Below are 24,963 nucleotides of genomic sequence, written 5' to 3' on the forward strand. Positions count from 1 at the left end.
CGATGCGGTCGGGCGGCAGTTGCGGTTATGACGAACCGCAACCGTCAACCATCTTACTGGGTATGGCCAGGGGCGTAGGGAAAGCGCTGCAGCTTGTACCATGCCAGATCATGTTCCGGCGCCCGGACCCCGGCAGGTAGCGGGCGATGGTTGACCGACATCCAATAGGCCAGACTTGCATCGCGCCACCAACGAGCCTCACGTTCCTGAACGGCAAGATAGGTCGCGGTCTTCTGCCACCGCTCAGCATCGATCTTCGAGCGCAGGCCTTCCCACTGGCGCTGCATCTGCGCGACATAGGCGACGCCGCGATCGTAATGGGCGACTAGATCCTCCCAAAGGTTGCGGCCGCTCGCCATGCGGCGGTCCCAGGGTAGGTGATGGAACCAGAGCAGCATGGACTCCGGCGTCGTCTCCGGCTTGGCGAAGCTCTTGGCGACCGAACCGGCATATTGGCCGACCGCATTGCTGCCGGATGCGGTGCGGTCAAAGCCGATCCCGTTTGCGTCGGCACGGTGATAATAGGTCGGGTTCCATTCTGGCCGCGCCAGATCGGACACCCATGGTCCCGGCCCATAATGATGCCCCGTCGCCATGAGATGCGCGAGGCCCAGCGCGCCGGTATAGTCCACCACCGCTTCCCGGCTCCCCATCATCATCGCGGTCACGGTATCGATGACCTGGCGATCGGTGCCGAAGGTCTGCGCAGCCCAGGAGCGAGCGATCTCCTCCGCCGACAGGTCCGGGTCCCAGGCGAGGCGTCCGAAAGCATACCAGTTCGACTGGTTGAAGGTCGATCCGCTCCAGTCGCGGTCACGCCCGATATTGGCGACGCCCGCCATGCCGGAGAGTTTGTGATGTTCGGCCTGACCGTCGACGACATCGGCCACCGTTTCGCCGGGCTTCTGTCCGGTCTTTGCGTCGAGGACCTCGGTGAACAGAGGGCCGAGATAGGCGAGGTGGGTGGCAAACCCCAGATATTCCTTTGTAATCTGGAACTCGATCATGAGCGGGGTGCGCGGCATCGCGCCGAACAGCGGGTGGAACGGCTCGCGCGGCTGGAAATCGATGGCGCCGTTCTTGACCTGTACAAGGACATTGTCCGCGAACGTCCCGTCGAGCGGCTTGAACTCGCTATAGGCCTGTTTGGCGCGGTCTTCGGGATCGGTTTCGGCATAGACGAAGGCGCGCCACATCACGATGCCGCCATGATCGCGGACCGCCGCCGCCAGCATGTTGGCACCGTCGGCATGGCTGGCGCCGTAATCCCGCGGACCGGGCTGCCCCTCGCTATTGGCCTTCACGAGAAAGCCGCCAAAATCGGGGATGGCGCGATAGATCTCGTCGGCCTTCGCTTTCCACCACGCCGCGACGGCGGGATCGCGCGGGTCTGCGGTCTTCAGCCCGCCCAGTTCGATCGGGGCGGAAAAGCGCGCCGACAAATAGACGCGCATGCCCCAGGGGCGGAACACGTTGGCCAGCGCCGCAGCCTTGGCGATATAGGGTGCGGTCAGGCTGTCGGCCTTGGCGTTCACGTTGTTGAGGACCGTGCCATTAATGCCGATCGAAGCATTGGCACGGGCATAGTCGGTATAGCGGGGGTCGCGGAAATCGGGCAGCGTCCACCAGTCCCAGATCGATTGGCCCGCATACCCCCGCTCCACCGACTCGTCGAGATTGTCCCAATGGTTGAGGACGCGCAGCTTGACCTTCGGTGCCGAGCGCAGGTTCACCGCCGCCGCCTGGCCCCCCGTTGCCAGATGGCGGATCAGCGCGAAGGCGCCGTACAGCGTTCCCCGGTCGCTATTACCCGCGACCAGTATGACCCGCTTCCCGTTCAGCGTGACGTTGCAGACCAGATAGCCCTCGTCGCCGAGGGTGCTGAACGGCAGCGTAAGGGCGCGCACCGAGGGGGCGGATGCGGTGGCCACAACGATCGCGGGCGTTTCCATGGGGAGCGCGCGGCGCAATTCCGATGCGGCCAAGGTCAATGTCGCGCTATCGCCCAGCGCCGTCACCACTGCCTGCCGGTCCACCTTTGCGATCGACCGCAGCCAAAGCGCGTAGCCGTCGTCAGCCCAAGCTGGCTGCGCTGCCATGACCAATGAGACAGACAGCGCTCCGATCAGCGTGCGGAACCTGGGCATGTCATTCTCTCCTGATGCGTCGCCGATTGACAAGGCAATGCTTGACGATCACGTTACCGCTATCAGACCAATTGGCAAGTCGGGTTCACACGGCTGTCTAACAGGAGGGGCCGTCATGACCCGCAGGCCGCAGCTATTTCGCCATGCCGCTTCGCGCGGCCTTCCGTCTGTCGTGCCCCTGTTCGCCTGAAGGACGATTCCATGCCCAAAATTGTTGCTGCCCGCCTGATCGTCACGTCTCCGGGTCGCAATTTCGTCACGCTGAAAATCGAATGTGACGACGGCACCAGCGGGGTCGGCGATGCCACGTTGAACGGCCGCGAACTGGCGGTCGCCAGCTATCTGCAGGAACACGTCATCCCGTGCCTGATCGGGCGCGAGGCGCACCGGATCGAGGATATCTGGCAATATCTGTATAAGGGCGCCTATTGGCGGCGCGGGCCGGTGACCATGACGGCGATCGCCGCGGTCGACATGGCATTGTGGGACATCAAGGGGAAGATCGCGAGGCTGCCCGTCTATCAGCTGTTGGGTGGCGCAGCGCGCGAAGGCTGCATGGTCTATTGCCATGCCAATGGCGCGACGATCGAGGACACCATCGCTACAGCAATTCGTCACCGCGACGAGGGCTATCGGGCGATCCGCCTGCAATGCGGCGTGCCGGGGCTCGCCTCTACCTATGGCGTCGCCAAGGCGGGGCAGCGTTACGAACCCGCCGATGCCGATCTGCCCAGCGAAAGCGTCTGGTCGACCGAGAAATACTTGCGCATCGTCCCCCAACTGTTCGCCGCCGCGCGCGAGGCGTTGGGCTGGGACGTGCATTTGCTCCACGACGTCCATCATCGCCTGACCCCGATCGAGGCGGCGCGGCTGGGCAAGGATCTGGAACCCTATCGCCCCTTCTGGATCGAGGATGCGACCCCGGCGGAGGATCAGGAGGCGTTTCGCCTGATCCGCCAGCATACGACCACGCCGCTCGCCGTCGGCGAAGTCTTCAACTCGGTCTGGGATGCCAAGCACCTGATCGAGAACCGGCTGATCGACTATATCCGTGCCACGGTCGTCCATGCGGGTGGTCTGACGCATCTGCGGCAGATTGCCTCGCTGGCGGATCTGTATCAGGTGCGCACCGGCTGCCATGGCGCCACAGACCTGTCGCCCGTCACCATGGCGGCGGCGCTGCACTTCGGCCTGTCGATCCCCAATTTCGGCATCCAGGAACATATGCCGCACACCGAGGAGACCGATGCGGTCTTCCCGCATCATTACTGGTTCGAAGATGGCATGATGCACCCCGGCGACGCGCCCGGCCTGGGCGTCGACATCGACGAGGGGCTGGCCGAAAGCTATCCCTACAGGCGGGCTTATCTGCCGGTGAACCGACTGGAAGACGGGACGCTGTGGAGTTGGTGAGATGAGCGATTTGACCCGGATCGCCGCGACCGCGCCTGAGACGGCCGCTCATGCCGTGCCCCCGCCGCGCGGGCGAGTGCGCTGGGTCATCTGCGGCCTGCTCTTCGCGGCGGTCGTGCTCAGCTATATCGACCGGCTGGTTCTGGGCGTGCTCAAGCCCCAGCTGACCGCGCTTTATGGCTGGACCAATAGCGGCTATGGCGACATCACCGGTTATTTTCAGGTCGCTTACGGCATCGGGTTCCTGTTGTTCGGATGGCTGATCGACCGGATCGGGCCACGCGCAGGCTATCTGCTGGCAATGGGAAGCTGGACCGCCGGGCATTTCGCCCAGACGCTCGTCACCTCGACCACCGGCTTCGTGGTAGCGCGAATCCCGTTGGCATTGGGCGAGGCGGGGACCTATCCGTCCGCCCTGGCGGCGGCGTCGCAATGGTTTCCCAAAAAGGAGCGCGCGCTGGCGATCGGCATCTTCAATGCCGGGGCCAATGTCGGGGCGGTGGTGACGCCGCTGCTCATCGGCTTCCTGATCGCCGATCTGGTGCTCGACTGGCGCTGGGCGTTCATCATTACCGGACTGTTCAATCTGGTCTGGCTGATGGCGTGGTGGCGGCTCTATCATCCGCCGCACGCGCATCCGCGCATTACCCCGGAGGAGCGCGCCTGGATCGAGGCCGAGCCGGTCGAAACCCGCGGCCGTGCCGGCTTCCTGACCGTGCTGCGCCACCGCGAGGCCTGGTCCTATATGACTGGTCGTTTTCTGATCGATCCGGTCTGGTGGACCTTCCTGTTCTGGCTGCCGGACTTTTTTCACAGCCGCTATGGCTATGACCTGAAGAATTTCGGTCCGCCGCTGGTTGCCATCTATGTTCTGGCCGATGTCGGCGCGATCGTCGGCGGCTGGTATTCGTCGCGGTTACTGAAGCGGGGCGTCGACACGGGCCGCGCGCGCAAGCGGGCGATGTTCGCGTGTGCTCTGTTCGCTCTTCCGGTCATGTTCGCCGCCCAGGCGGATAGCATCTGGATCGCTGTGGCGATGATCGGCTTGGCCTGCGCCGCGCATCAGGGCTTCTCCACCAACCTCTTTGCGCTGCCGGGCGACCAATTTCCCCGCTACGCGCAAGGGACGCTGATCGGCCTGGGCGGGTTCGCCGGGGCGGCGGGTGGCTTCATCGCGTCCAAGGCGCTGGGCGCATTGCTCGATCGGGTGGGAAGCTACCAGCCCTTCTTCATCGCTTGCGGCCTCGCCTATCTGGTGGCCTTGCTCGTCTTCCATATCCTCAATCCCCGTTACCAAAATGTGCGGATCGCATCCGCGCCGGGCAATCGGGGATAGCCCCCTGTAGCATTTCACGTCCCGACAGTCTCCGGCTCAGCCCCGACGGCCGTACGCCGTTCGTCTCGGTCGGCGCCGCGTCGAACGTCGTGAGCCGTAGGGCGGCTTCGCCCTCTCACTGACGGCGGCCCGGTAAGGCATTTGCAGTCACGCGGGGAGCCGACCTCCGCGCGGTGCGTTTGCCGTATCGAATGAGGGAGTTATGAGCGGTATGCGGACGGGGACGGTGTTGGCGCTGGGATTGTTGCTCTCGGCATGTGGTGGTCAGGTCGCAACCGATCAGAATGCGGCTTCCTCAGCGGATGAGCAGGCCGGTCCCGCCAAATGGAACGACCGGACGCGCGGACAGCTTCGTCAGGCGATCGATGCGCGCACTGCGCACGGGCTCGACCATATGACGTTCGATGTGCCGGGCGGTGATGACGGCGCAACCCAAGCGGCGCTGCGCTTCGCCGCCGCGCTGGCGCGTGGGGCCACCGATCCGACCAAGCTGTACGAGGTCTATGCCGTGCCCCGCCCGTCACCCGACCTCAAGGCCGGGCTGGCTGCGGCCTTGCGCAGCGGCGACCTAACCCAATGGCTGAACGGCCTCGCTCCGCAGGATGCCAATTACCGGCGGCTGTCCGATGCCTATGTCAAACTGAAGCAGCAGCCCCAGGACGCGGACGTCAAGATCGCGGGAACCGGTGAGGCGATCAAGCCGGGCGCGACCGACCCTCGCTTACCCGCCATCACACGCGAACTGGTCATCCTGGATTATCTGACCCCGGATGCGGCCCAGGGGAACAGCTACACCCCCCAGATCGCCGATGCGGTCCGCCGGATGCAGGCCGATTACGGCATGAAACCCGACGGCATCATCGGCAGTGACGCGCTGGCCATTCTCAACATGTCGAATGCCGACCGAGCCCGCGCCATCGCCGTTGCGATGGAGCGGCTGCGCTGGTTGGAGCGGACCCCGCCCGCCACGCGGATCGACGTCAACATCGCCGCCGCCCGCCTGAGCTATTGGCGGGATGGCAAAATCGTTGACAGCCGGAAGGTCGTGGTCGGCGAGCCGGATGCCGAAACGCCGCAGTTGGGTTCGCCAATCTATCGACTGGTCGCCAACCCGACATGGACCGTGCCCCGCTCGATCCAGGAGAAGGAACTGGCCAAAAAGGGCGCGGCCTACCTGAAGGCGAACAACATGGTCTGGAAGGATGGCTGGATCGTGCAGCAGCCCGGACCCAAAAATTCATTAGGGTTGGTCAAGTTCGACATGCTGAACGACCATGCTATCTATCTGCACGATACCCCCGCCAAGGCGCTGTTTGGTCTCGTCCAGCGGCAGCGAAGCCATGGCTGCGTCCGTGTCGAGGATGCGTTGGGCTTCGCCGAGATGCTGGCCAAGGACGAGGGCGTGTCGGACGCATGGCACAAGGCGCGCGAGACGGGCGACGAGGCCTTCGTGAAGCTGCCGCGTCAGATCCCGGTCCGGCTGCTCTATCAGACGGTGTTGTTCGACGATGGCGGTGAGCCGATCGTACGCAATGATCCCTATGGCTGGGACGACCGGGTAGGCGCGGCGCTCGGCTTCAAGGCGGGCAAGGCGCTCCGCGTCCAGAGCGGGGCGACGGATGTCGGGCCTTGATGGCCCGACACCCTGACGGGATCAGCCTCGCAATGCCTCGAGGTTGGATAGGAAGTTGATGATTTCGCGGCGGCGCAGCCGTTCCTCGGCAAACTCCCCATCGACCCCCAGTCGCCAGCGGAGCGCGGGGTCGTCGGGCGTATCGTGCAAAGCCTTGAGGTCGTTGGCCCAGGCTTCGACATCGTCCTCATGGTCAGCCAGACCCGCTTCGATCAGATCATCGGCCTGCGCGGCGATCGCCACGGCAATTTCGCGCAGCGCCAGCTCGGGGTGGTATTGAACGCCCCAGAAGATGCCCCGATCGAAGCGGACTTCAGCCGCCTGAACATGTGTCATCGCATTGCTGGCGAGCAGGGTCGCTCCTGGCGGCAACTCCGCGACCTCGTCGCCATGGATAGCGGGAGCGTCCCAGCCCGGCGGGCGACCTGCGAGAAGCGGATGGTTTCGCCCGGCCTCGGTCGGGAAAATGCGGCGGGCTATTCCTGCCTCCATACGCTTTGGCATCTTGCGAATCCGCCCGCCCGCTGCCGCGACGGCGATCTGCAATCCGGCGCAGGAGCCGAATGACGGTATGCCGGCCGCGAAGACCCTGCGCATGAAGTCAAGCTGGTGCCGGACCGCGGGGCCATCGTCATAGACATGCATCGGCGATCCCGTCAGGAACACCGCATCGAATTGCGCTAGCCGGTCGGTAGAGAGGGCAGGAGCGGCATCATCGGCAGGAGAGACGATCGTCGTCGCGACACCTGGCTGTATCTGTTCGAGCGTCGCGGCATAGGTTTCGCCCGAGCTCTTGCCCGCGCGTCGGCGGCGGGCCTCGCGCTCTGCCGGGAGTTCGCTTTGCGCAATCAGAAAATGCGGCACAGGATGCTTTCGATGATGAACGGCGTCAACGCCTGCGATCTCCGGATGGTCCGTCGTTAAGTGTCTATTATTTCGTCGCAAATACAGCCGCCCCGGAGAATGGAGGGACCGTCGCCGTTCGTCGAGGGCGCGCCCCAACCATCACCTAATGCTATCGAGTTGCAACTGCACCTCGGCTGGCCTATGGGCGCCCCGACAAGGGGGTAATAAGAATGAAGATGCATTGGCGGCTATTGGCGATGACCTCGGTCGCGCTTTATCCGGCGAGCAGCCATGCGCAGGACGCCAAGCCCCTGCCGGACGTCGTGAACTCGGCCGATACCGGCAACACGCCGACGCAGGACATAGTCGTCAGTGCGGCCCGATCCGTGTTGCCCCCCAATGCGCTGCCGATGACCGTCGACGTCATCGACAAGCAGGCGCTGGACCAGCAACTCGCCATCTCCGGCTCGGTGGTCGATGCCGTGGCGACGTTGACCCCGTCCTTCTCGCCGACGCGCCAGAAGCTGTCCGGCGCGGGCGAGACGCTGCGCGGACGCTCGCCCCTTTACGCCATCAACGGCATTCCGCAGACGACACCGCTGCGCGACGGTAGCCGGGACGGCTATACGATTGACGGCTTTTTCATCGACCGGGTCGAGTTGATCTATGGCTCCAACGCTCTTCAGGGTGTTGGGGGGACCGGCGGCATCGTCAACCAGGTGACGGTGGGCGCGCCGCGTCGCGAAGGGTTGAGCGGTCGCGCGCTGGTTCAAGGCACCGCCGACACCGATTTTCATGGCCAGGGGCTTGGCGGCAAGGTCGGCGGCCTGCTCCAGTACAGGGCGGGCCGCTTCGATATCAGCGCGGGCGCCGTGTATGAAAAGCGGGGCGTATTCTATGACGGCGAGGGGCGCCGCGTCGGGCTGAACCTGACGCAGGGGGAGACGCAGGATTCGCGGACGACCTCGCTGTTCGCACGGGCCGGCTATGCGATAACCGATACGATGCGGCTCGACCTGATCGCCAGCCGCTTCGAGCTGAAGGGCGACGGCGATTATGTCGCGGTGGCGGGCAATCGCTTGACCGGCCTCCCGACGAGTTCGCAGCGTGGCGATCCGCCGGGACGCAGCGCTGCCAGCCGGACGGAAAGCCTCGCCCTGTCGTTGACCGACCCGGATCTGGCCGAGGGCAATCTCGTCACCCAGATTTTCTGGAACCGAACCCGCGATACCTTCGGCGCGGAGATCAATCCGATCGCGACTTTCCAGGATCCCCGGATCGCGCCGGTCGGCACGCTGATCGACCAGTCGCAGAACCGCAGCCGCAAGTTCGGTGGCAAGATCAGCTATGAGCGGGCGATTCCCGGCTTCGAGGCGTTGACCGCGGTCCTCGGGTTCGATGCATTGTGGGACAAGACCGAGCAGCGGCTGATCCTGACCGACCGCGTCTGGGTGCCGCCCAGCGACTTTCGCAGCCTGGCGCCGTTCGGCCAGTTCAACCTCGCGCTGTTCGACAAAGCCCTGCGGCTCGCCGGCGGCGTGCGGTGGGAGAATGTGCGCATCCGCATCGACGATTTTACCACGCTCGCGACGTCCAACCGCGCTTCGGTCAAGGGCGGCACGCCGGCTTTTCAGGACGCGCTGTTCAACGGTGGCGTCATCCTGGAGCCTGTCCGGGGCATTCGCGCCTATGCCAGCTATGCCGAGGGCTTCACCGTGCCCGACGTCGGGCGTATCACTCGGGCGATCAACCGACCTGGCGTCGCGATCGACAGTTTCCTCGACATCGCGCCAATCGTCTCGAACAATCGCGAGATCGGTATCGAGGTGAAGCGCGGCCCGGTCGACGCCAGCACCGCCTATTTCTGGTCATCCAGCGACAAGGGACAGCTGCTGATCGCCAATCCGGGCGGCATCTTCGACGTCCAGCGTTTGCGTACAGAGATACAGGGGCTGGAAGTCAATCTGGGGGTCCGGCTGCCTTTGCCTGGAGCACGCCTGTCGATCGGTTATGCGCATCTGTCGGGCCGTTATGACAGCGACACGCCGCCCGATGGCATCGTCGACACCGACCTTGACGGTACCAACATTTCGCCCGATCGGCTCAATCTGGCCGCAAGCTACGACCGCGGACGCTGGTCCGCGCGAGTCCAGAGCCAGTTCTTCCTGTCGCGGACCTTCAAGGGCAAGCAGCGCGATCCGCGCAATGACTTTGGCGGCTATACGGTCGTCGACGGCACCATCGCCTATGATACGGGCAAGGGCACCCTTTATCTGGCCGCCCAGAACCTCCTGGATCGTTTCTACATCGATTATTCGAGCGACACCCGGCTTCCGACCGACAATTTCAGCTATTTTGCCGGGCGCGGCCGGACCCTGACCCTGGGCTGGGACGTGAGGTTCTGACCATGCGCTGGCTCGATCTGCTGCACCGCTGGACAGGCGGGCTGATCGGCGTGGTCCTGGCGCTGCTCGGGCTGAGCGGGTGCCTGTTGATATGGAAGACCGCGTGGATCATGGTACCAGGCAAGGCCATGCCGCTGGTCCGCGATCCGGCGACCCTCGCGGCGGCGGTTCAGCGGCTGCTGCCTCGACCGACAGGGGGCGAGAGCGTGGTGTTCGCCGACAAGGGCTTTGCTCTGCACCAGCTTCGATTGCCCGGCGGTGCGGGTGCCTATGCCGATCAGGGCGGCCGGATCGTCGAGCAGTGGAGCAGCCAGTGGCAGCGGCCTGAGCTGTGGTTGTTCGACTTTCATCATCACCTTTTCTCGGGTGATATGGGGGAGACCGTCATCGGCATCGCCGGGCTCTGCGGGCTGTTGTTCGTAGTGACGGGCACTATCCTGTGGTGGAGGACCCGGCGGACCTTCCGCTGGCGCCTGCTCCCAAAGCGGTTGAGCCGCGCCTCGATCGTCATGCATCATCGCGACCTCGGCATCGTCGTCGCGCCGTTGCTTTTGCTCTCGACGATCACCGGCGCGGCAATGGTCTTTCGCCCGGTGGCGATGATCGTCATCGCGCCGCTCGGCTCGCCCGGCGCGGCGCTGACAGCGATGCGGCCGGACAAGGTCCATGGCGGTGCGCTCGCCGCCAGCCCGCCGTGGCGCGCGATCCTGACGACGGCGGCGACGCGCTTTCCTGACGCGGTGCCCCGCATTCTGGTCCTTCCGCGCCAAGCGGGGGATCCGATCATGCTGCGGATGCGCCGAGCCGCCGAGTGGCTGCCCAACGGTCGAACGACCCTGTCCTTCGACGCCACCACCGGCCGTCTGTTGTCGAGCACCGATGCCATGGCGATGCCGCGCGGTGCCCAGGTCTATAACGCCTTGTATCCGCTGCACGCCGGGCGCGTCGGGGGAGTGACGTGGAAGCTGCTGCTCACCGCCGCAGGGCTGGCCATGACCCAGCTGGGATCGCTGGCGGTGTGGAGCTTCTGGTTCAGGCGTCCACGCCGCCGCACCCGGTTTGATGTCTAACGATGGTGCCGCTCGGCGCGATACAGGACCAGAGCCTCTACCGCATCGGTCTGGATCAGGCGAACGCCCATGTCTGCCAGCCGACCCCATACCCCGTCTGGATCGCGCCGCGCTTCGGGATCGCCGCCCATGCCGGTGACGAAGCCGTTGAACAGCGTATTGACCCAGATCGGCGCCGCCATCGCCTTGGCCCGATCCATGACCAACGGCAGGGTGGCGAGCGGCAGTAACGGCAGCTCGACCGCAAGGGGTTTGACGTTGCCGTTCATCTGCCGTTCGACGATCTGCGGCACGTCTGCCGCATCCGGGTCGGCCGTGATCGGGATCACCGCAAAGGGAACGCGGTCATAGGGCGGGATGGCGGCGAGTGGCACCGAGGCGATGCCCGCAAAGGTCTTCACGATCACCCGATCCTGCGCACCCGCCCGCCGCACGGCATCGACGACCTCGCCGTAAATGGCATCCTTCACGTCGAGGTTGAGCACGATGCGATCCTTGGCGAGGGCAAGAAGCTCGTCCAAGGTGGCGATACGCTGGTCGGTCAGCGGGGCCGCTGCGCCGCCCTCGTCCTGACGCAGCCGCAGCGCCTTGAGCTGCGCGAGGGACAGGTCGGCGACCCTGCCGGACCCGTCGGTCGTCCGGTCCACTCTGTCGTCGTGCATGATAACGAGATGCCCGTCGCGGCTGCGCCGGACGTCGGTCTCCATGACATCGGCGCCCAGCGCGACGCATTGCCGCAATGCGGCGGGCGAGTTCTCCGGGGTGGCGCCCAAATGATGGAGCGGCGCGGCCTCGTGACAGCCGCGATGGGCGATGACGATCAGTCCGCCTTGCGGATCACGGATGCGGCGAAGGGTGTCGGCGGGAGAGGCGTGGGCCGGCGAACAGCCGAGCCAAGCCAGGATCAAGACCATGAGCGGACGCTGCATGAAAGACCGGTTGAGGCCAGAGGATCGCATGTGCATCACCATTTGCGGCTAACGATCAGACGCACGTTGCGCCCGAAGAGGGGCCGCCCGAAAATCGCGGTAGGAACGCCTTGACCGAAACGATCGCCCGCCGTGTTGCCCTCGGTGAAGCCGTGCGCGTTGGTGATATTGTCGCCGACCAGCTGGAACTGCCACGCTCCGGACGACACGATCCCGCCGAGCCCGAACGAACCATAAGCGGGCAGCGCGGTGGAGTTGAAGAAGTCCGTGTAGCGACGCCCGACATAGTCATAGCGACCGTAAATGCTGACCTCCGCCCCGGCGACATCGAAGTCAAAGGTCGGTCGAACGTTCAGGAACAGCTTGGGCTCGCGGATGATCTGCTTGCCGTTGGCGCGGCTGCCGTCGAGCCCGGTATTGCTACTGAAGTTCAGGTAACGCGGATTCTGCCAGGTGACTGATCCTGCCAGCGAGAACGGGCCGGAGAGCTTCAGGCGACCGTCCGCCTCCATGCCCTTGGTCTCGGCGGTGCCGATGAAGGTCGTGGTCACGTCCGCGCGCCCCGTGGCCGGATTGAACCCGGCAAAGCTGGCGTTCAGCGGATCGAACCTGGTATAAAAGCCCGTGACGTACAGATAAGATCCGCCTGTGGCCAGTTTGACGCCCGCCTCGTACAGCTTCGCCTTGGTCGCGATCGCGGGGGGCGTGGGATAGGTGAAGGCGATCGTCGTGTTGGGCGGCACGTCGAGCTGCGAGGCGCGCAGATACATGCCGATGTGGCGGCTCAGGTCGTAATTGGCCCCGACCGTCCAGTTCGTCGCCTGTTGGTTCAGCCGTAACTGGCCGACTGCGCCGGTAAAGCCACGCGTGCTGTTGTCGGCCAACGTCGTGGCGTCGCCCAGATTGTACGAGCCCGTCAGCTGGGCAAAGCCGCTATAGCTATACCATTCATGGCGGATGCCCGCGTCGAAGCGCAGCCGATCGTTTATGTCCCAGCTGTCGGTGCCGTATAGCGCGATCAGCCGTCCGTCGACATTCCCGGCGTTGAGCGACACGGCGTCGTTCAGCGCGCCATTGTCCGTGACATAGCCCAGCACCGCCCCGGTGGCCGAATAGGCCGCCAGATCCAACGTTTTGGGCTGCGAACGCACCTGGATCAGGTAATTCTGATAGGCGGTGAACATCTTCTGGCCCCAGAGCGAACCATAGGTCCCGACGCGGATGTCATGGGTGCCGATGCCGGTATCAAACTTTCGCGTCACGGACAGGTCGCCCTGCGAGGAATAGAAGTCCGTCTGGATGGAGCGATACTGCGCCTGCATCACGAGACCCGAGTCCGTCGAGGGGGCGTATGGCGTCTGCCCGCCGGTCCCGGCCAGGCTATACCCCATGCGCGCGATGCCCGGGCCGAAAGCGTTGGTGGCAGCCGCGAGGTAGCCATTGGCGAAGCTCGTCGCGTCGACGGGATTGGAGGTCGAGTAGAAGGCGTCGAAATGCAGATTGCCGATCGTCAGTCCGCCCTTGGCAGAGACGTGCCAGTCGCCATAGTCGCCTTCATAATCCAATGCGACATTGCCGAAGCGGATATGGCGGCCATTGGCCAGATCGCCGCGCTGATTCTGGACCACGCCCGACGCATCGCGATAGCGAATGTTCACCGCGCGCAGGGCAGGCGTATTCAGCGTGCCGGTGAAATAGTCGAGATAGGGGTTCAGGCTTGTCGCCGGATTGCGCGGGTCGTTGGTCGGTATCGAGAGATAAAAGACGTTGTGATCGTCGGTATATTGCCCCGACAGCTTGATGAAGCCGTTCGCCAGGTCATGCTTGATGTTCGCACGGATCTGGCCGCCGCGGTCGCTGGGAAAGCCGGAGTCGCGATACCCGTCATGATAGCGCACGAAGCCGCCGACGGCATAATAAGTGTCGCTGTTCAACGGTCCGGCCTGATAACCGTCGAGCCGGTAATAGCCCGTGTCGCCAAGCGTCGCCTGGACCTTGCCCCGCGTCGTTTCGTTGCCGGTCAAGGTAATGACGTTGGCGATGGCCGCCGCCGTGCTGGCATAGATGGGAGCCGGACCGCCGCGCACGACCTCGATCCGGTCGGTCATCAGGTCGAGCCGGTTCATCCCGTCGCCCTGGTTGAAGAACCAGCCGTCAAGCTCCTGGAACAGCGGCAAGCCGTCCTGCTGGTAATAGAGGAAGCCGCGGTCGGTCGGGATACCGCGCACGCGGGTGATATTCTGCACTTCACCGCCGGTCGCTTCCACATGGATACCCGGCAATGTGCCGATCAGGTCGGTGGTGCTTTTCGGTGCCAGTTTCTGGATATCCGCCTGCGAAAGCGAATTCACCGCATAGGAAACGTCGAAGCGGCGCTGCTGGCGTGCCGATCCGGTGACGATGATGTCGGAATGGCCATCGTCCGTGTTCGGCGCTTCGGTCGTCGTAGCGGGCTGTGTCTGGGCGAGGGCCGGTGGAGCCAAAACCGCCCCCACCGACAGCGCCGCGCTCATCAACAATTCGTTTTTCATGCTACCCCCGATTGATCTGAATGAGGGGGGCATTGGTCGCGATCCGTGACAGTTTTATTTGCTTACATGTAATTAAATCGCCCCTGCGAAGCCGTGACCGCATGAACCGGGATCATCGCCGCGCCGATTACAACGGCGCGGCTGCCTATCGAAGAGGCATGGATCTCCGGCAAAGTCGATCGATAGCCGTCATTCCGGTTGCGCGACCGGACGGCGAGCCCGTCGGCGATCCGTTGCAGCAGCGTCAGCGGCAACGCGCCTGACACGATGACGGCACCTGGATCCAGCCAGACCGTGCCGCTCAACACAGCCTGTTCCAACTGGCCGATCACGCGCTCCGTCCAGGACGCGATCAGGGGCGCATGGCTGTCGAGCAATTCCTCGATGCCGGCGAGCGAGTCGATTTGGACTCCGGCTTCGCGCAGAACCTGGAGCAGGTCGATGCCGGAGGGACGCTCCCGATGGCCGGGGAACAGCCGCCCCACCTCTCCGGCATTGCCATGCTCGCCCAGGAAAAGGTCGCGATCGGCGATCAGGCCACCGCCGATGCCATGACCCAGAAATAGCGTCAGGACCGAGCGATAGCGTCCGATGATCCCGTCCTGATAATATTCGGCCAGGGCCGCCGCGCTGGCGTCATTCTCGATCCAGACGGGCATTGCCAAGGCGTCGCCCAGTATGTCCGCAAGCGGCACGTCGTTCCACCCCGCGACGCGTTCTACCACGACCCGCCGATTCCGGTCGCCGGGTAGCGCATAGCCGGGCACCGCGACGCCCAGCCCCAGAAACTTGCCGCGCATGAATCCATGGGCGGCGGCGATCACCTGCAGCCGGGCCTCGACCGACCGCGCGAAGATGCGGGGGTCGGGGCTGTCGAAGGGTGTCGTGTCGTGCACCAGGGGCCGACCGCAGAAATCGACGATCACCAGTTCCAACCAGCCGGGATGCGGCGTCGCCCCGATCGCCCAGCCGCCATGACCCGATACGGTCAACGGCACCATCGGCCGCCCCCGTGCGGGTGCGTCGAGCGAATCCCTCTCCTCGATCAAGTCGAGCGCGAGCAGCGACTGGGTCAAACGCGTCATCGTCGCCCCGTTCATGCCCAGCAACTGAGCGAGCCGCGTGCGAGAAGCCGATCCCTCGATCCGCAACTGCATCAGGACGCGCCGTTGGGGCTCGTTCAGCCGGATTTGCGGGCGGCGGGGCGGGGCGGGGGAAAGGCGAGACATAGCGGAGCGCTATATTTCCGCCGTGTCAAATAAATGAAAGTCGTCCTGTATAGGGCGGGCGGATCATGACGACCGAGCCCGACAGTGTGCCGACCCGATCCCACTCTCTGGCGGTCCAGTTGGGCTATTGCGTCGGCAATATCGGCAAGAGCGTCGTCTGGAGCAGCTTTGAGAGCATCATGCTGTTCTATCTCGTTTCGATCGCCGGGTTCGGCCCACTCATGGCCGGAGCGCTGCTGGCGCTGTCCTTATGCTGGGATGCCATATTCGATCTCAGCGTGGCGCGCCTCACCGATAAGCGGGGTGGAGCGAAAGGGCTGGCCAAGCTGGTGCTTGTCGGCGCGCCGCTGTGCGGCACCTGCTTCTGGCTGATCTTCGTACTGCCGGCCCCGATGGCCGTCGCCGCCGCGATCATCGCCTGTCGGATCGGCTATTCGCTTTGCGATGTCGGGCACAACACGATGCTGATCCGCGTTGCGCGTGCACCGGGGGATGCCGCTCGTGTATCCGGCTTGCGGTTGGTCTGCAGCGCATCGGGTGTGGCGCTGCTGGCCTTGGTGTCGGGGTCCAGCCTGTCGCTCACCGACCCGGCGGCGCAGCGACAATCCCTTGCAAACGGGGCGATGGCGGGTGGGATGTTGTACGTGGCAACGCTCTTCATTGCCCTGCTGGCCACGCGCAGCCTTGCGCCGCCGAACCGGACTGCTGTCGGCGGACCGTCGCTACGCCCCATCGTCCGCTTTACCCGCGACCCGTCATTCCGTCGCCTGCTGTCGCTTGCCGCCATACAGGCGGCGCTGGTGCCGCTGTTCCAACGCGCGCTTCCCTTTTATGGCCAAGCGGTGCGCGCCGACGCAAGTTGGGCCGGACCTGCCTTGCTGACGATCACCCTTGCCCAGTCAGCGGCGCTGCCCGGATGGATGGCGATCTCACGGCGATATCCGCCCCGCCGCATCGCCATGGCGTCGCACGGCCTGGCGATCGTGGCGATGCTGGGATTGACGATCTGGCCCGATGGCGCGTGCGGCAGAGCGATGCTCGTCCTGCTCGGTGGAGCGCTGGGCGGCATGAACCTCGCCATCTGGGCGTTGCTGACCGAGACGGTGCATCGGTGCGGGAGTATGGGGGGAGAAGCCACGCCAGTGGGCCTGTTCCTGGCGGGGCTCAAGACGTCCGCCGCGATGGGAAACCTGCTGTTCGCGGGGGTCGTCGCGGCGGGATCATGCTGGGACAGCGAAGCATTCCTACCGCTCAGCGCGACGATCATCCCGACCTTGGGGAGCGTCACGGCGCTTGGCCTGCTGATCGGTTGGCGGGATTCAGCGCCGCCGCAGGGCCGAGGCGAGGGCCAGTCCGGCCGCCAGTTGAAGCAGGCCGTAAGCCCGGCGGCGTAAGGGATGATCGACAAAGGGTCTGATGAGCATATCGACTGCGGTGACGTCCGAACGCCAGAGTTCGACATGCCGGCTCGGTTGCAGCAGGCCGAGCATTCCGTCGCCGATCATGAAGACCGCCGCCATTTCCCCGCCGCGGCGCAGGCCGAGTTGCCATTCGTTCCTGTCGCTCATCGGTGATCTCCCAAAGCCCCTCCAACGCCGGAAGGACCCGATGGTCGCACGTGATGAGCGTCCACCGTCCCTTTAAGCGGCGGCCCGTTCTTCCTCGATGATTGCCCGTGCGACGACGGCGCATTGGCCACATTTGGGCTGGCGGCCGAGGGCCTGATACATTTGACATGGGGTCAGGGAGCCGGAACGCGCCGCGTCACGGACCTGAGATTCCCGGATGGCATTGCACACGCAGACGACCAAGGCGCTCTCCATCATTAACGCTCGTCTTCTAGGGCTAATGAGAGTTGATCGCAAGTCTGTTGCGACGCGTTTGCAAAAATTATCGTGGCTCGCCCGCCGGGCCGTGGCTCGCCAGCCGCCAGATCCGCTCCAGTGGGCCATGATCGAACCGGGCGAGCCATGGCTTTGACCAGAGCAGCATCAGGCCCCACATGATGGGTGCAAGGACATAGAGTTGGGCACGATGCCAGAACGCGAATTGGCCCAGGCCGTGGCCATAGAATATCGTGGTCATCACAATGCTGGTCGCGATATAATTGGTGAAGGCCATGCGCCCCGCGGCCGCAATCCGCGTCGTCCACCATCCGTCCGGCCGCATGAGCAACAGGATCAGTGCGGCATAGCCGAGCGTTCCGATCAGGCGGAAGGGAATGTTCAAGAACAGTTCCACCAGCGTGACCGAACGAACGTCATAGCCGCTCGCCATGACGACCAGGGCCATCGCCGCATAAGCGGGGATCGTGAGACCCAGTGCGAACACCGCCCATCGGCGATACGCGACGCGCGACCAACTTCCCGTCACGAACCCCGATTTGAACGCCGCCATCCCTAGCAACATCGCGCTGAGCGTGTCGGGGCCGATCTGAACGAGATCGAGCAGCGGATTTCCGTTATGCGCCAGGCGAAAGGCGGTCGCCCCCCACCATGGCCCGCGCATGGCCGCGATCTCCGGGGCGAGGCTGGCAGGCGAAGGGATACCGAACGCCGATTGATAGCCGTCCCACAGGGCGGCCATCTGCGGCGTGTCGCGCCCGGCGGCGGCAAACAGTCCCAGGCATTCGAGCCACCCCAGCGCCATCGACAGCCCGGCAAAGGCGGCGGCGGTCCAGCAAAGCGCCTTTGGGGCCAGTCCGACAAAGGCCAGTGCGACGATACCGACCAGGGCGTAATGGGCCAGAATATCGCCGGTCCAGATGAAGGTCAGGTGGACCAGCCCCAGGACGAACAGGACCGCCATCCGCCGCAGATGAAATGATGCCCCGTTTCCGCCGGCAGCATCCGCCCTTTGGATCACCAGCAGCGTCGACGCACCGAAAAGGAGCGAAAAGAGGCCGCGCATCCGCCCGTTGATGAACGTCTCGGTCAGGAACCAGACGACTATATCGATCGGCCGTTGCCCGCCCCATGCCATGGGGTTGGAATAGGCCGGGTCAGGCAGCGCGAAGCCGGGTAAATTGGCCAGCAGGATCGCCATCACCGCCACCCCACGCAATACGTCCAGCGCCAAGAGACGAGCGCCGGCGCCAGGCATGGTCGAGGGGGCAGGCGTGGGGGCCGGGGCGGGGTCGGGGGCGGGATCGTCGGACAAGGATAAACTCCGTATGTCCTGCCGGGACTTAGCCCGCGCGGCTCCGGATGCAACCGCCGGGTGGGCCGGAGCATTGCCAAGCCATGGGATTATCGCCTCGCCTCACCGGCCGCGCCACGGCGCGCGCGCATCACTCGCCCGCCGCATCGGCCTTTCTGCGGAAATTCGAGCCGTTGTTTGCCGGACGCGAGGTGACGGGCGGCCCGCTGCTGATCGCGACGATCCTGGCTTTGGCCATGACCAACAGCCCGTGGGCGCATGTTTTCGAGCGTTTCTGGGACACGCCCGTCACCATCGGTTTCGGCGCGAGTGAGGTGTCGCACAGGCTGGCCGAATGGATCGATCACGCCTTGCTGCCGCTATTCTTCGTGATCGTCGGCGCGGATGTGAAGCGCGAAATGGCGACAGGGCCGCTTGCCCATTGGCGCAGCGCGGCGTTCCCGCTGGCGGGAGCTTTGGGCGGAATGCTGGTGCCGGTGGGGATGTACCTGGCCATCGCGGCGGGAACGCCCGCACAACCGGGCTGGGGTGCCGTCATCACCACCGATACAGCTTTTGGCCTGGCGCTGATCGCAGTCTTTGCGAACAGGCTGCCGGTCGGGCTGCGCGCCACCATGCTTGCCTTCGCGGCCGTCGACGATGTCGGCGGGCTGCTGGTGATCGCCTTCGCCTACAGCGGTGCGCTCGACCTCTGGGGCCTGGTCGCGGCGGTGATAGCATTGGGGGGGATTGTCGCGCTGCGTCGGATCGGCTGGGTGTCGTCGGTGCCCTATGTCCTGTTGGCGCTGGTGGTGTGGGGCGGCGTGCTGGAGTCGGGTATCCATGCGACAATCGCGGGGGTGCTGATCGGCCTGACGGTGCCGGTCCAGCCTCGGCTGGAACAGCACGACTTCGCCAGGCGGGTACAAGGGCGGGTTGATGAGTTTCGACACGCACATGATGCGGCCGAACGGGCGGACGACGATGAGGAAGAGCAGCAGCTTCGCGAGCGGGCCGAGGAACGGCTAGGCTATCTCCACGAGATGGCGTCCGCCACCCGGGAGGCCAGCAGCCGCTTGATCGAGGTGCTGACGCCTTGGGTCAACTATGTCGTCTTGCCGTTGTTCGCGCTGTCGAACGTGCGCATTCATGTCTCGGCGGACTTGCTGTCGATGATGGGATCCCCGCTGGTGATCGGCGTCGTGCTTGGCCTGGTGGCGGGCAAGCCGCTGGGGTTCCTGACCTTTACCTGGGCCGCGAGTGCACTGGGCCTCGCCAAGCGTCCCGATCAGGTGACGTGGCCGATGGTCGTGGGGGTGGGGGCCTTGGCCGGGATAGGGTTCACCATCTCGCTGTTCATCGCCGGACTGGCCTTTGGCGATGGCGAAATGCGCGAGGCGGCTTCGCTGGGCGTGTTGCTTGCCTCCGTGCTCGCGGCGGCAATCGGCTATGCGATCCTGCGCAGCTGCGCGGAGCCCGGATCGGCGACCCGGGCTCCGGCAGAAACTTAGGCGAGGGCGGCGTCGGCGCCCATCAGGCCGGGGAAGAAGCCCTCATGGGCGCGGCGTAGAGCGTCGAGCGCCACGACAAAGTCGCCATCCTCCCGCTCGAAGATCAGACGAGACCCCGCCGTGCGGCCGATCCGCTCGACCTCGACGCCCGCCTGATGCGCATTGGCCAGGAAGTCGATCAACGCCGTGTCTTCGACCGTCGCGACATACAGACCCTGATCCTCGGCGAAGAGCTGGCCGCAGGCCTCGCCGGATTCGGGGAACTGGATCAGCGCACCGATATTGCCCGCCAGCGCCATCTCGGCAACCGCAACCGCGACGCCGCCGTCCGACACGTCATGCACGGCGGTCAGATGCCCGGCAGTGATCGCCTCGCGCACCAGATCGCCGGTGCGACGCTCTGCATCCAGATCGATCGAGGGGGGCGGTCCTGCGTCGCGGCCTTCAATCCCGTGGACTTCGCGCAGCCACAGCGACTGGCCGATCTCGCCCTTCGGTGTGCCGATCAGCAGGATGACGTCGCTGGTGCCCTTGAAGGCGATGGTCGCCGACTTGGACCAGTCCGCCATCAGGCCGACGCCGCCGATCGCCGGGGTCGGCAGGATCGCCGAGCCGCCACCGGTCGCCTTCGATTCGTTGTAGAGAGAGACGTTGCCCGAGACGATCGGGTAATCCAGCGCGCGGCACGCCTGGCTCATGCCCTCCAGACAACCGACGATCTGGCCCATGATCTCTGGCCGCTGCGGATTGGCGAAGTTGAGGCAGTTGGTGATGGCGAGCGGCTTGGCGCCGACCGCGGTGATGTTGCGCCACGTCTCGACCACCGCCTGCATTCCGCCCGTCACCGGATCGGCATAGCAATAGCGCGGCGTGCAGTCGGTGCTCATCGCGAGCCCCTTTTGCGTACCATGAACGCGGACGACGGCGGCATCGCCACCGGGGCGCTGCACGGTGTCGCCGCCGACCATATGGTCATACTGCTCCCAGATCCACCGGCGCGAGGCGATATCGGGCGACCCCATCAGCTTGAGCAGATCCGCCGCCGGATCCTGGCAACCGGGCGAGGTGATCGCCGCCGGGACCTCGGTCGGCACATGCGGGCGGTCATAGAGCGGCGCGTCGTCGGCCAGCGGCGCGAGCGCGATGTCGCACACCACTTCGCCCTTGTGGCGCAGGACCATGCGGCCGGTCTCGGTGACGTGGCCGATGACGGCGAAGTCCAGCTCCCACTTGCGGAAGATGGCCTCGGCAAAATCTTCACGGCCGGGCTTCAGCACCATGAGCATCCGCTCCTGGCTTTCCGAGAGCATCATCTCGTAAGCGGTCATGCCCTCTTCACGCTGAGGCACGTCGTCCATGATGAGTTCGATGCCGACGCCGCCCTTGGACGCCATCTCGACCGACGAGGAAGTCAGGCCCGCTGCGCCCATATCCTGGATCGCGACGATCGCGTCCGAGGCCATGAGCTCGAGGCATGCCTCGATCAGCAGCTTCTCGGTGAAGGGGTCGCCGACCTGCACGGTCGGACGCTTGGCGTCCGCGTCCTCGCCGAAATCGGCCGAGGCCATGGTCGCGCCGTGGATGCCGTCGCGGCCCGTCTTGGAGCCGACATAAACGATCGGATTGCCGACACCGCTGGCGGCAGAATAGAAGATCTTGTCCTGATCCGCGACGCCGACCGTCATCGCGTTGACCAGGATGTTGCCGTCATAGGCCGGGTGGAAGTTCACCTCGCCGCCGACGGTCGGCACGCCAACGCAATTGCCATAGCCGCCGATGCCATGGACTACGCCCGAGATCAGGTGACGCATCTTGGGATGATCGGGCCGCCCGAAGCGCAGTGCGTTCAGGTTCGCGACGGGCCGCGCGCCCATGGTGAATACGTCGCGTAAGATTCCGCCGACGCCCGTCGCCGCACCCTGATAGGGTTCGATGTACGACGGGTGGTTGTGGCTCTCCATCTTGAAGATGGCAGCCTGCCCATCGCCGATGTCGATGACGCCCGCATTCTCGCCGGGGCCGCAAATGACCTGAGGCCCTTCGGTGGGCAACTTCTTCAGGTGGATGCGGCTCGACTTGTAGCTGCAATGCTCGGACCACATCACCGAGAAGATGCCGAGCTCCACGAGATTGGGCTCGCGGCCCAGCGCGGTCAGGACGCGCTGATATTCTTCATCGGACAGGCCGTGGTCGGCGACGATCTGGGGCGTGATCTCGGTCATGGCCCGCGCCTTTAACGCGGTGGCGCGGGTTCGTCACTATCGTGATGCGCGAAGTTGCGCCATGATCGGCTCGGGGCGAGAAACGAGGGGGCGGTGCCATGATCCTGGCGATGATGATTGGCGCGGCTTTGGCGAGAGCGGAACTGCCGCCCGAGCCAGAGCGGGCGATGCTGGCAGAGGTACAGCGCATTTATCGCGTGGCGGGGAATCGGCTTTGGCCGGGGTTCGACAAGGTGCCGCTTGATTTGGTGTTGATTGGGCCAGAGCGTGAAGCCCTGTTCTGCCATCAGGCTGTCCAAGGCTTTACGCCCGCCGGGCGGGACCCGCTGACCAGGTGCTCGTTGCAGACACGAGTCCGCGAGTTGGAGATCGACCTTTCAGCCGCCGCAAATTTCTTTACGGGCGGTGAGACGATGGCAATCGGTTATCCTAAGGCTTTGGAGATGAGTCCGGCCTATTGGAAAGCCACCGTGCTTCACGAGGCCTTCCACCTTTATCAGTCGCATATACCCCGTTATGCTCAGATGGTCGCCGAACTGGGGTTGGCCGGTGGGTCGACTGATGGCAGTTGGATGCTGAATTATCCCTTCCCCTATGCCGACCCAGAAGTCGAAGCTGCTTTTTTGGTCATGGGGGACGCTGGCTTAACCTTTCTGGAAGCCAAGTCGCGGAAGGAGCGACGTGCGGCAACCAAGGCCTATGTCGCGGCACGCGAGGCGGCGCTGGCCAAGGTCAGTCCGGTTGATCGGCGCTATTATGAATTCCAGGTCGGTCAGGAGGGCATGGCGCGCTGGACCGAACTGACCCTGTCCCGGCGGGGCGATGCCGCCATGCGCGACGATGCAGCTGGACGCTGGAAAGGCTTCGCGACGAGCCTGCGCGCCGTCCGTGAGCAGGGTTCCAAGACATGGAAACGCGCCGCATTCTATGTCTATGGCGCGATCGAAGCCGAAATGCTTGAGCGGGCAGGCGTAAAATGGCGCCCACAATATCGCCGCCATCCTTTCGGGCTCGGCGATCAACTGAAGCAGCTGAATTAACCCAGCCGCATCGCCACTGCGATTGCCACACCCGACAGTGCCAGCGCGGCCGCGATCCAGCCCGCGCCGACACGGATCGCTGCCTCGATCCCGGCAGTGGACAAGGTGGACTTCTCGCTCTCCAACTTGCGGGTCGTCGCGCGGATCAGGCGGGGCAGGTCGTCGCCCAGCCGGTCGAGTTCCTGGGCGAGCGCGGCGGCGCGCTTGCTCCAGCGTTCGGGGGCCAGGCGCGCCTCGACAATCCGGCTCGCGGCGCGCCGCATCGCGGTCGACAGGTTGAAGTCGGGCTGGATGCCGCTCAGCACGCCGTCGACGGTGATCAGCGCCTTGAACAGCAGCAGAAGGTCGGGCTGAAGCACGATCCGTTCTTCGCGCAGGATCGGAAATATGTCGCCCAGGATCGCCGCCAGCCGCAGCGACCCGCCGCCATGTCGTGCGATCAGCCGATCGGCGACCGCCTGAAACCGGGCGGGCGCAATGTCATCGGTCTGCGACCATTGCGTCATGGTTTCGGCCAGCAATGCGGGATCGCTGTTCATGATCGCTTGGGTGAAGGCAATCACCTCTTCGCGGCGACGCGGGCTGACATGCCCGATCAGTCCCAGGTCGAGAAGCGCGATGCGATTGCCGGGCAGACACAGCAGGTTGCCGGGATGCGGGTCGCCGTGGAAGCGCCCGTTGATCAGCGTCATGTCCAGGACGATGTCGGCCCCCGTGGCCGCGATGGCGGCGGGATCGATCCCGGCCTGGACTAGAGTCGTGGCGTTGCGGGGCGGGACGCCATCGATATAATCCATGACCATCAGCGTTTCGGACGAATGCTGCCAATGGATCGTCGGAACCACGACCCGGGCGTCGCTGACGAAATCCTCACGCAGACGGTCGGCATTGCGGCCCTCGTTCGTGAAGTCGAGTTCTTCCAATATGTCGCGGCCCAGCTCGCGTACTATACGCGCCGCGCCATAGCGCCGCGCTTCGCTGTTGGTCGCCTCTGCCATGGCAGCAAGCTGGCCTAGCAGGCGGAGATCGGCCTCCATGACCGGCCGGATGCCGGGGCGGCGGATTTTCAGCACGACCTCGGTGCCGTCGGGAAGCGCGGCGCGGTGGACCTGCGCGATCGAGGCGGCGGCCAGCGGCTCGGCATCAAAGCGCGCAAAGGCGCTTCCCGGCGGTTCGCCCAATGCGGCTTCCACTTGCGTGCGAAGCTGGTCGAAGGGCAGGCGCGGAGCCGCGCTGTGCAGCTGTTCGAGTTCGGCGATCCATTCGGGCGGCAGCAGGTCGCCGCGCGTTGCCAGGATTTGACCAAGCTTGACCCAGACCGGCCCCAGCGACTCCATCGCCTGCCGGGTACGGGCGGGAAGGTCAAAGGGTAGGGCGTCCGGGTCGCGCCGCGCCGGATCGAGTCCCAGCCGGGCGAGCAATACGTCCAGCCCGAAGCGAGACGCGGTCGCGATCACCTCGGCCAAGCGAGCGCGGTCGCGTGCCGCGACCCGGATCGCGCCCAGCAGCATCG

Annotated in this window: 18 protein-coding genes; 8 read left to right on the forward strand and 10 right to left on the reverse strand. The window is 65.0% G+C overall.

All coding sequences use genetic code 11. The features are described from left to right. Positions 1 to 53 precede the first annotated feature (53 nt). On the reverse strand, positions 54 to 2,147 hold the full coding sequence (locus GGR45_RS05475) for an alpha-glucuronidase family glycosyl hydrolase (protein WP_175312309.1): 2,094 nt from the start codon (positions 2,145 to 2,147) through the stop codon (positions 54 to 56). Between the two features lie 201 nt (positions 2,148 to 2,348). On the opposite strand from GGR45_RS05475, the gene manD reads away from it, so the two are divergent. The 3 genes from manD to GGR45_RS05490 all read left to right on the forward strand — a co-directional run bounded on the left by manD (position 2,349) and on the right by GGR45_RS05490 (position 6,529). After that, positions 2,349 to 3,560 (forward strand): D-mannonate dehydratase ManD, encoded by a 1,212-nt coding sequence (gene manD / locus GGR45_RS05480; RefSeq protein ID WP_175312308.1) that lies wholly within the window; start codon positions 2,349 to 2,351, stop codon positions 3,558 to 3,560. A 1-nt stretch (position 3,561) separates the two neighbouring features. Continuing rightward, on the forward strand, positions 3,562 to 4,896 hold the full coding sequence (locus GGR45_RS05485) for an MFS transporter (RefSeq protein ID WP_175312307.1): 1,335 nt from the start codon (positions 3,562 to 3,564) through the stop codon (positions 4,894 to 4,896). Positions 4,897 to 5,098: 202 nt separating this feature from the next. After that, positions 5,099 to 6,529, forward strand: a complete 1,431-nt coding sequence (locus GGR45_RS05490; protein ID WP_415640764.1) for a L,D-transpeptidase family protein — start codon at positions 5,099 to 5,101, stop codon at positions 6,527 to 6,529. A gap of 21 nt (positions 6,530 to 6,550) precedes the next feature. Here GGR45_RS05490 and GGR45_RS05495 read toward each other — a convergent pair whose 3' ends face one another. Then, entirely contained in the window at positions 6,551 to 7,531 is a 981-nt protein-coding gene (locus tag GGR45_RS05495) for a type 1 glutamine amidotransferase (protein ID WP_246358066.1), read from the reverse strand. An 80-nt stretch (positions 7,532 to 7,611) separates the two neighbouring features. Here GGR45_RS05495 and GGR45_RS05500 point away from each other — a divergent pair, with 80 nt between their 5' ends. Beyond that, on the forward strand, positions 7,612 to 9,780 hold the full coding sequence (locus GGR45_RS05500; RefSeq protein WP_175312356.1) for a TonB-dependent receptor: 2,169 nt from the start codon (positions 7,612 to 7,614) through the stop codon (positions 9,778 to 9,780). A 2-nt stretch (positions 9,781 to 9,782) separates the two neighbouring features. Further along, positions 9,783 to 10,850 (forward strand): PepSY-associated TM helix domain-containing protein, encoded by a 1,068-nt coding sequence (locus GGR45_RS05505; RefSeq protein ID WP_175312306.1) that lies wholly within the window; start codon positions 9,783 to 9,785, stop codon positions 10,848 to 10,850. Here the strand turns inward: GGR45_RS05505 and GGR45_RS05510 are convergent. The 3 genes from GGR45_RS05510 to GGR45_RS05520 all read right to left on the reverse strand — a co-directional run bounded on the left by GGR45_RS05510 (position 10,847) and on the right by GGR45_RS05520 (position 15,539). Then, entirely contained in the window at positions 10,847 to 11,779 is a 933-nt protein-coding gene (locus GGR45_RS05510; RefSeq protein ID WP_175312305.1) for a glycerophosphodiester phosphodiesterase family protein, read from the reverse strand. The two genes, GGR45_RS05505 and GGR45_RS05510, sit on opposite strands and share 4 nt — an antisense overlap. Before the next feature lie 35 nt (positions 11,780 to 11,814). Then, entirely contained in the window at positions 11,815 to 14,310 is a 2,496-nt protein-coding gene (locus GGR45_RS05515; RefSeq protein ID WP_246358067.1) for a TonB-dependent receptor, read from the reverse strand. A gap of 62 nt (positions 14,311 to 14,372) precedes the next feature. Next, positions 14,373 to 15,539, reverse strand: a complete 1,167-nt coding sequence (locus tag GGR45_RS05520; protein WP_246358068.1) for an ROK family transcriptional regulator — start codon at positions 15,537 to 15,539, stop codon at positions 14,373 to 14,375. Between the two features lie 65 nt (positions 15,540 to 15,604). On the opposite strand from GGR45_RS05520, the gene GGR45_RS05525 reads away from it, so the two are divergent. Beyond that, positions 15,605 to 16,933, forward strand: coding sequence for an MFS transporter (locus GGR45_RS05525; protein WP_175312304.1), 1,329 nt, complete (start codon positions 15,605 to 15,607; stop codon positions 16,931 to 16,933). Here the strand turns inward: GGR45_RS05525 and GGR45_RS05530 are convergent. From GGR45_RS05530 to GGR45_RS05540, 3 genes are all read right to left on the reverse strand, one after another. Beyond that, complete coding sequence (locus GGR45_RS05530; protein ID WP_175312303.1) at positions 16,859 to 17,107, reverse strand: hypothetical protein; 249 nt, start codon at positions 17,105 to 17,107, stop codon at positions 16,859 to 16,861. The two genes, GGR45_RS05525 and GGR45_RS05530, sit on opposite strands and share 75 nt — an antisense overlap. A 72-nt stretch (positions 17,108 to 17,179) precedes the next feature. Further along, positions 17,180 to 17,350 (reverse strand): (2Fe-2S)-binding protein, encoded by a 171-nt coding sequence (locus GGR45_RS05535; protein WP_175312354.1) that lies wholly within the window; start codon positions 17,348 to 17,350, stop codon positions 17,180 to 17,182. Positions 17,351 to 17,429: 79 nt separating this feature from the next. Further along, positions 17,430 to 18,698, reverse strand: a complete 1,269-nt coding sequence (locus tag GGR45_RS05540) for a DUF418 domain-containing protein (RefSeq protein WP_246358069.1) — start codon at positions 18,696 to 18,698, stop codon at positions 17,430 to 17,432. Between the two features lie 83 nt (positions 18,699 to 18,781). Here GGR45_RS05540 and nhaA point away from each other — a divergent pair, with 83 nt between their 5' ends. Then, entirely contained in the window at positions 18,782 to 20,188 is a 1,407-nt protein-coding gene (gene nhaA, locus GGR45_RS05545) for a Na+/H+ antiporter NhaA (RefSeq protein ID WP_175312302.1), read from the forward strand. On the opposite strand, the gene purL is transcribed toward nhaA, so the two are convergent. Further along, positions 20,185 to 22,410 carry a phosphoribosylformylglycinamidine synthase subunit PurL gene (gene purL / locus GGR45_RS05550; protein ID WP_175312301.1) on the reverse strand — a complete coding sequence of 742 codons (2,226 nt, stop codon included), beginning with the start codon at positions 22,408 to 22,410 and terminating at the stop codon, positions 20,185 to 20,187. The two genes, nhaA and purL, sit on opposite strands and share 4 nt — an antisense overlap. Positions 22,411 to 22,508: 98 nt before the next feature. Between purL and GGR45_RS05555 the strand changes: the two genes are divergently transcribed. Further along, a complete protein-coding gene (locus GGR45_RS05555; RefSeq protein ID WP_175312300.1) occupies positions 22,509 to 23,450 on the forward strand; it encodes a hypothetical protein in 942 nt (313 codons plus the stop codon). Here the strand turns inward: GGR45_RS05555 and GGR45_RS05560 are convergent. After that, positions 23,447 to 24,961 (reverse strand): ABC1 kinase family protein, encoded by a 1,515-nt coding sequence (locus tag GGR45_RS05560; RefSeq protein WP_336621486.1) that lies wholly within the window; start codon positions 24,959 to 24,961, stop codon positions 23,447 to 23,449. The two genes, GGR45_RS05555 and GGR45_RS05560, sit on opposite strands and share 4 nt — an antisense overlap. Positions 24,962 to 24,963 lie beyond the last annotated feature (2 nt).

The sequence above is a fragment of the Sphingomonas zeae genome, from assembly GCF_014197135.1.
GTDB classification, from domain to species: Bacteria; Pseudomonadota; Alphaproteobacteria; order Sphingomonadales; family Sphingomonadaceae; genus Sphingomonas; species Sphingomonas zeae.

Bases quoted from the DNA above. Each gene is read 5' to 3' on its own strand.
- GGR45_RS05475 (WP_175312309.1), bottom strand. From the start codon at position 2,147: ATGCCCAGGTTCCGCACGCTGATCGGAGCGCTGTCTGTCTCATTGGTC.
- manD (WP_175312308.1), top strand. From the start codon at position 2,349: ATGCCCAAAATTGTTGCTGCCCGCCTGATCGTCACGTCTCCGGGTCGC.
- GGR45_RS05485 (WP_175312307.1), top strand. From the start codon at position 3,562: ATGAGCGATTTGACCCGGATCGCCGCGACCGCGCCTGAGACGGCCGCT.
- GGR45_RS05490 (WP_415640764.1), top strand. From the start codon at position 5,099: ATGAGCGGTATGCGGACGGGGACGGTGTTGGCGCTGGGATTGTTGCTC.
- GGR45_RS05500 (WP_175312356.1), top strand. From the start codon at position 7,612: ATGCATTGGCGGCTATTGGCGATGACCTCGGTCGCGCTTTATCCGGCG.
- GGR45_RS05505 (WP_175312306.1), top strand. From the start codon at position 9,783: ATGCGCTGGCTCGATCTGCTGCACCGCTGGACAGGCGGGCTGATCGGC.
- GGR45_RS05510 (WP_175312305.1), bottom strand. From the start codon at position 11,779: ATGCAGCGTCCGCTCATGGTCTTGATCCTGGCTTGGCTCGGCTGTTCG.
- GGR45_RS05515 (WP_246358067.1), bottom strand. From the start codon at position 14,310: ATGAAAAACGAATTGTTGATGAGCGCGGCGCTGTCGGTGGGGGCGGTT.
- GGR45_RS05520 (WP_246358068.1), bottom strand. From the start codon at position 15,539: ATGTCTCGCCTTTCCCCCGCCCCGCCCCGCCGCCCGCAAATCCGGCTG.
- GGR45_RS05525 (WP_175312304.1), top strand. From the start codon at position 15,605: ATGACGACCGAGCCCGACAGTGTGCCGACCCGATCCCACTCTCTGGCG.
- GGR45_RS05530 (WP_175312303.1), bottom strand. From the start codon at position 17,107: ATGAGCGACAGGAACGAATGGCAACTCGGCCTGCGCCGCGGCGGGGAA.
- nhaA (WP_175312302.1), top strand. From the start codon at position 18,782: ATGGGATTATCGCCTCGCCTCACCGGCCGCGCCACGGCGCGCGCGCAT.
- purL (WP_175312301.1), bottom strand. From the start codon at position 22,410: ATGACCGAGATCACGCCCCAGATCGTCGCCGACCACGGCCTGTCCGAT.
- GGR45_RS05555 (WP_175312300.1), top strand. From the start codon at position 22,509: ATGATCCTGGCGATGATGATTGGCGCGGCTTTGGCGAGAGCGGAACTG.
- GGR45_RS05560 (WP_336621486.1), bottom strand. From the start codon at position 24,961: ATGCTGCTGGGCGCGATCCGGGTCGCGGCACGCGACCGCGCTCGCTTG.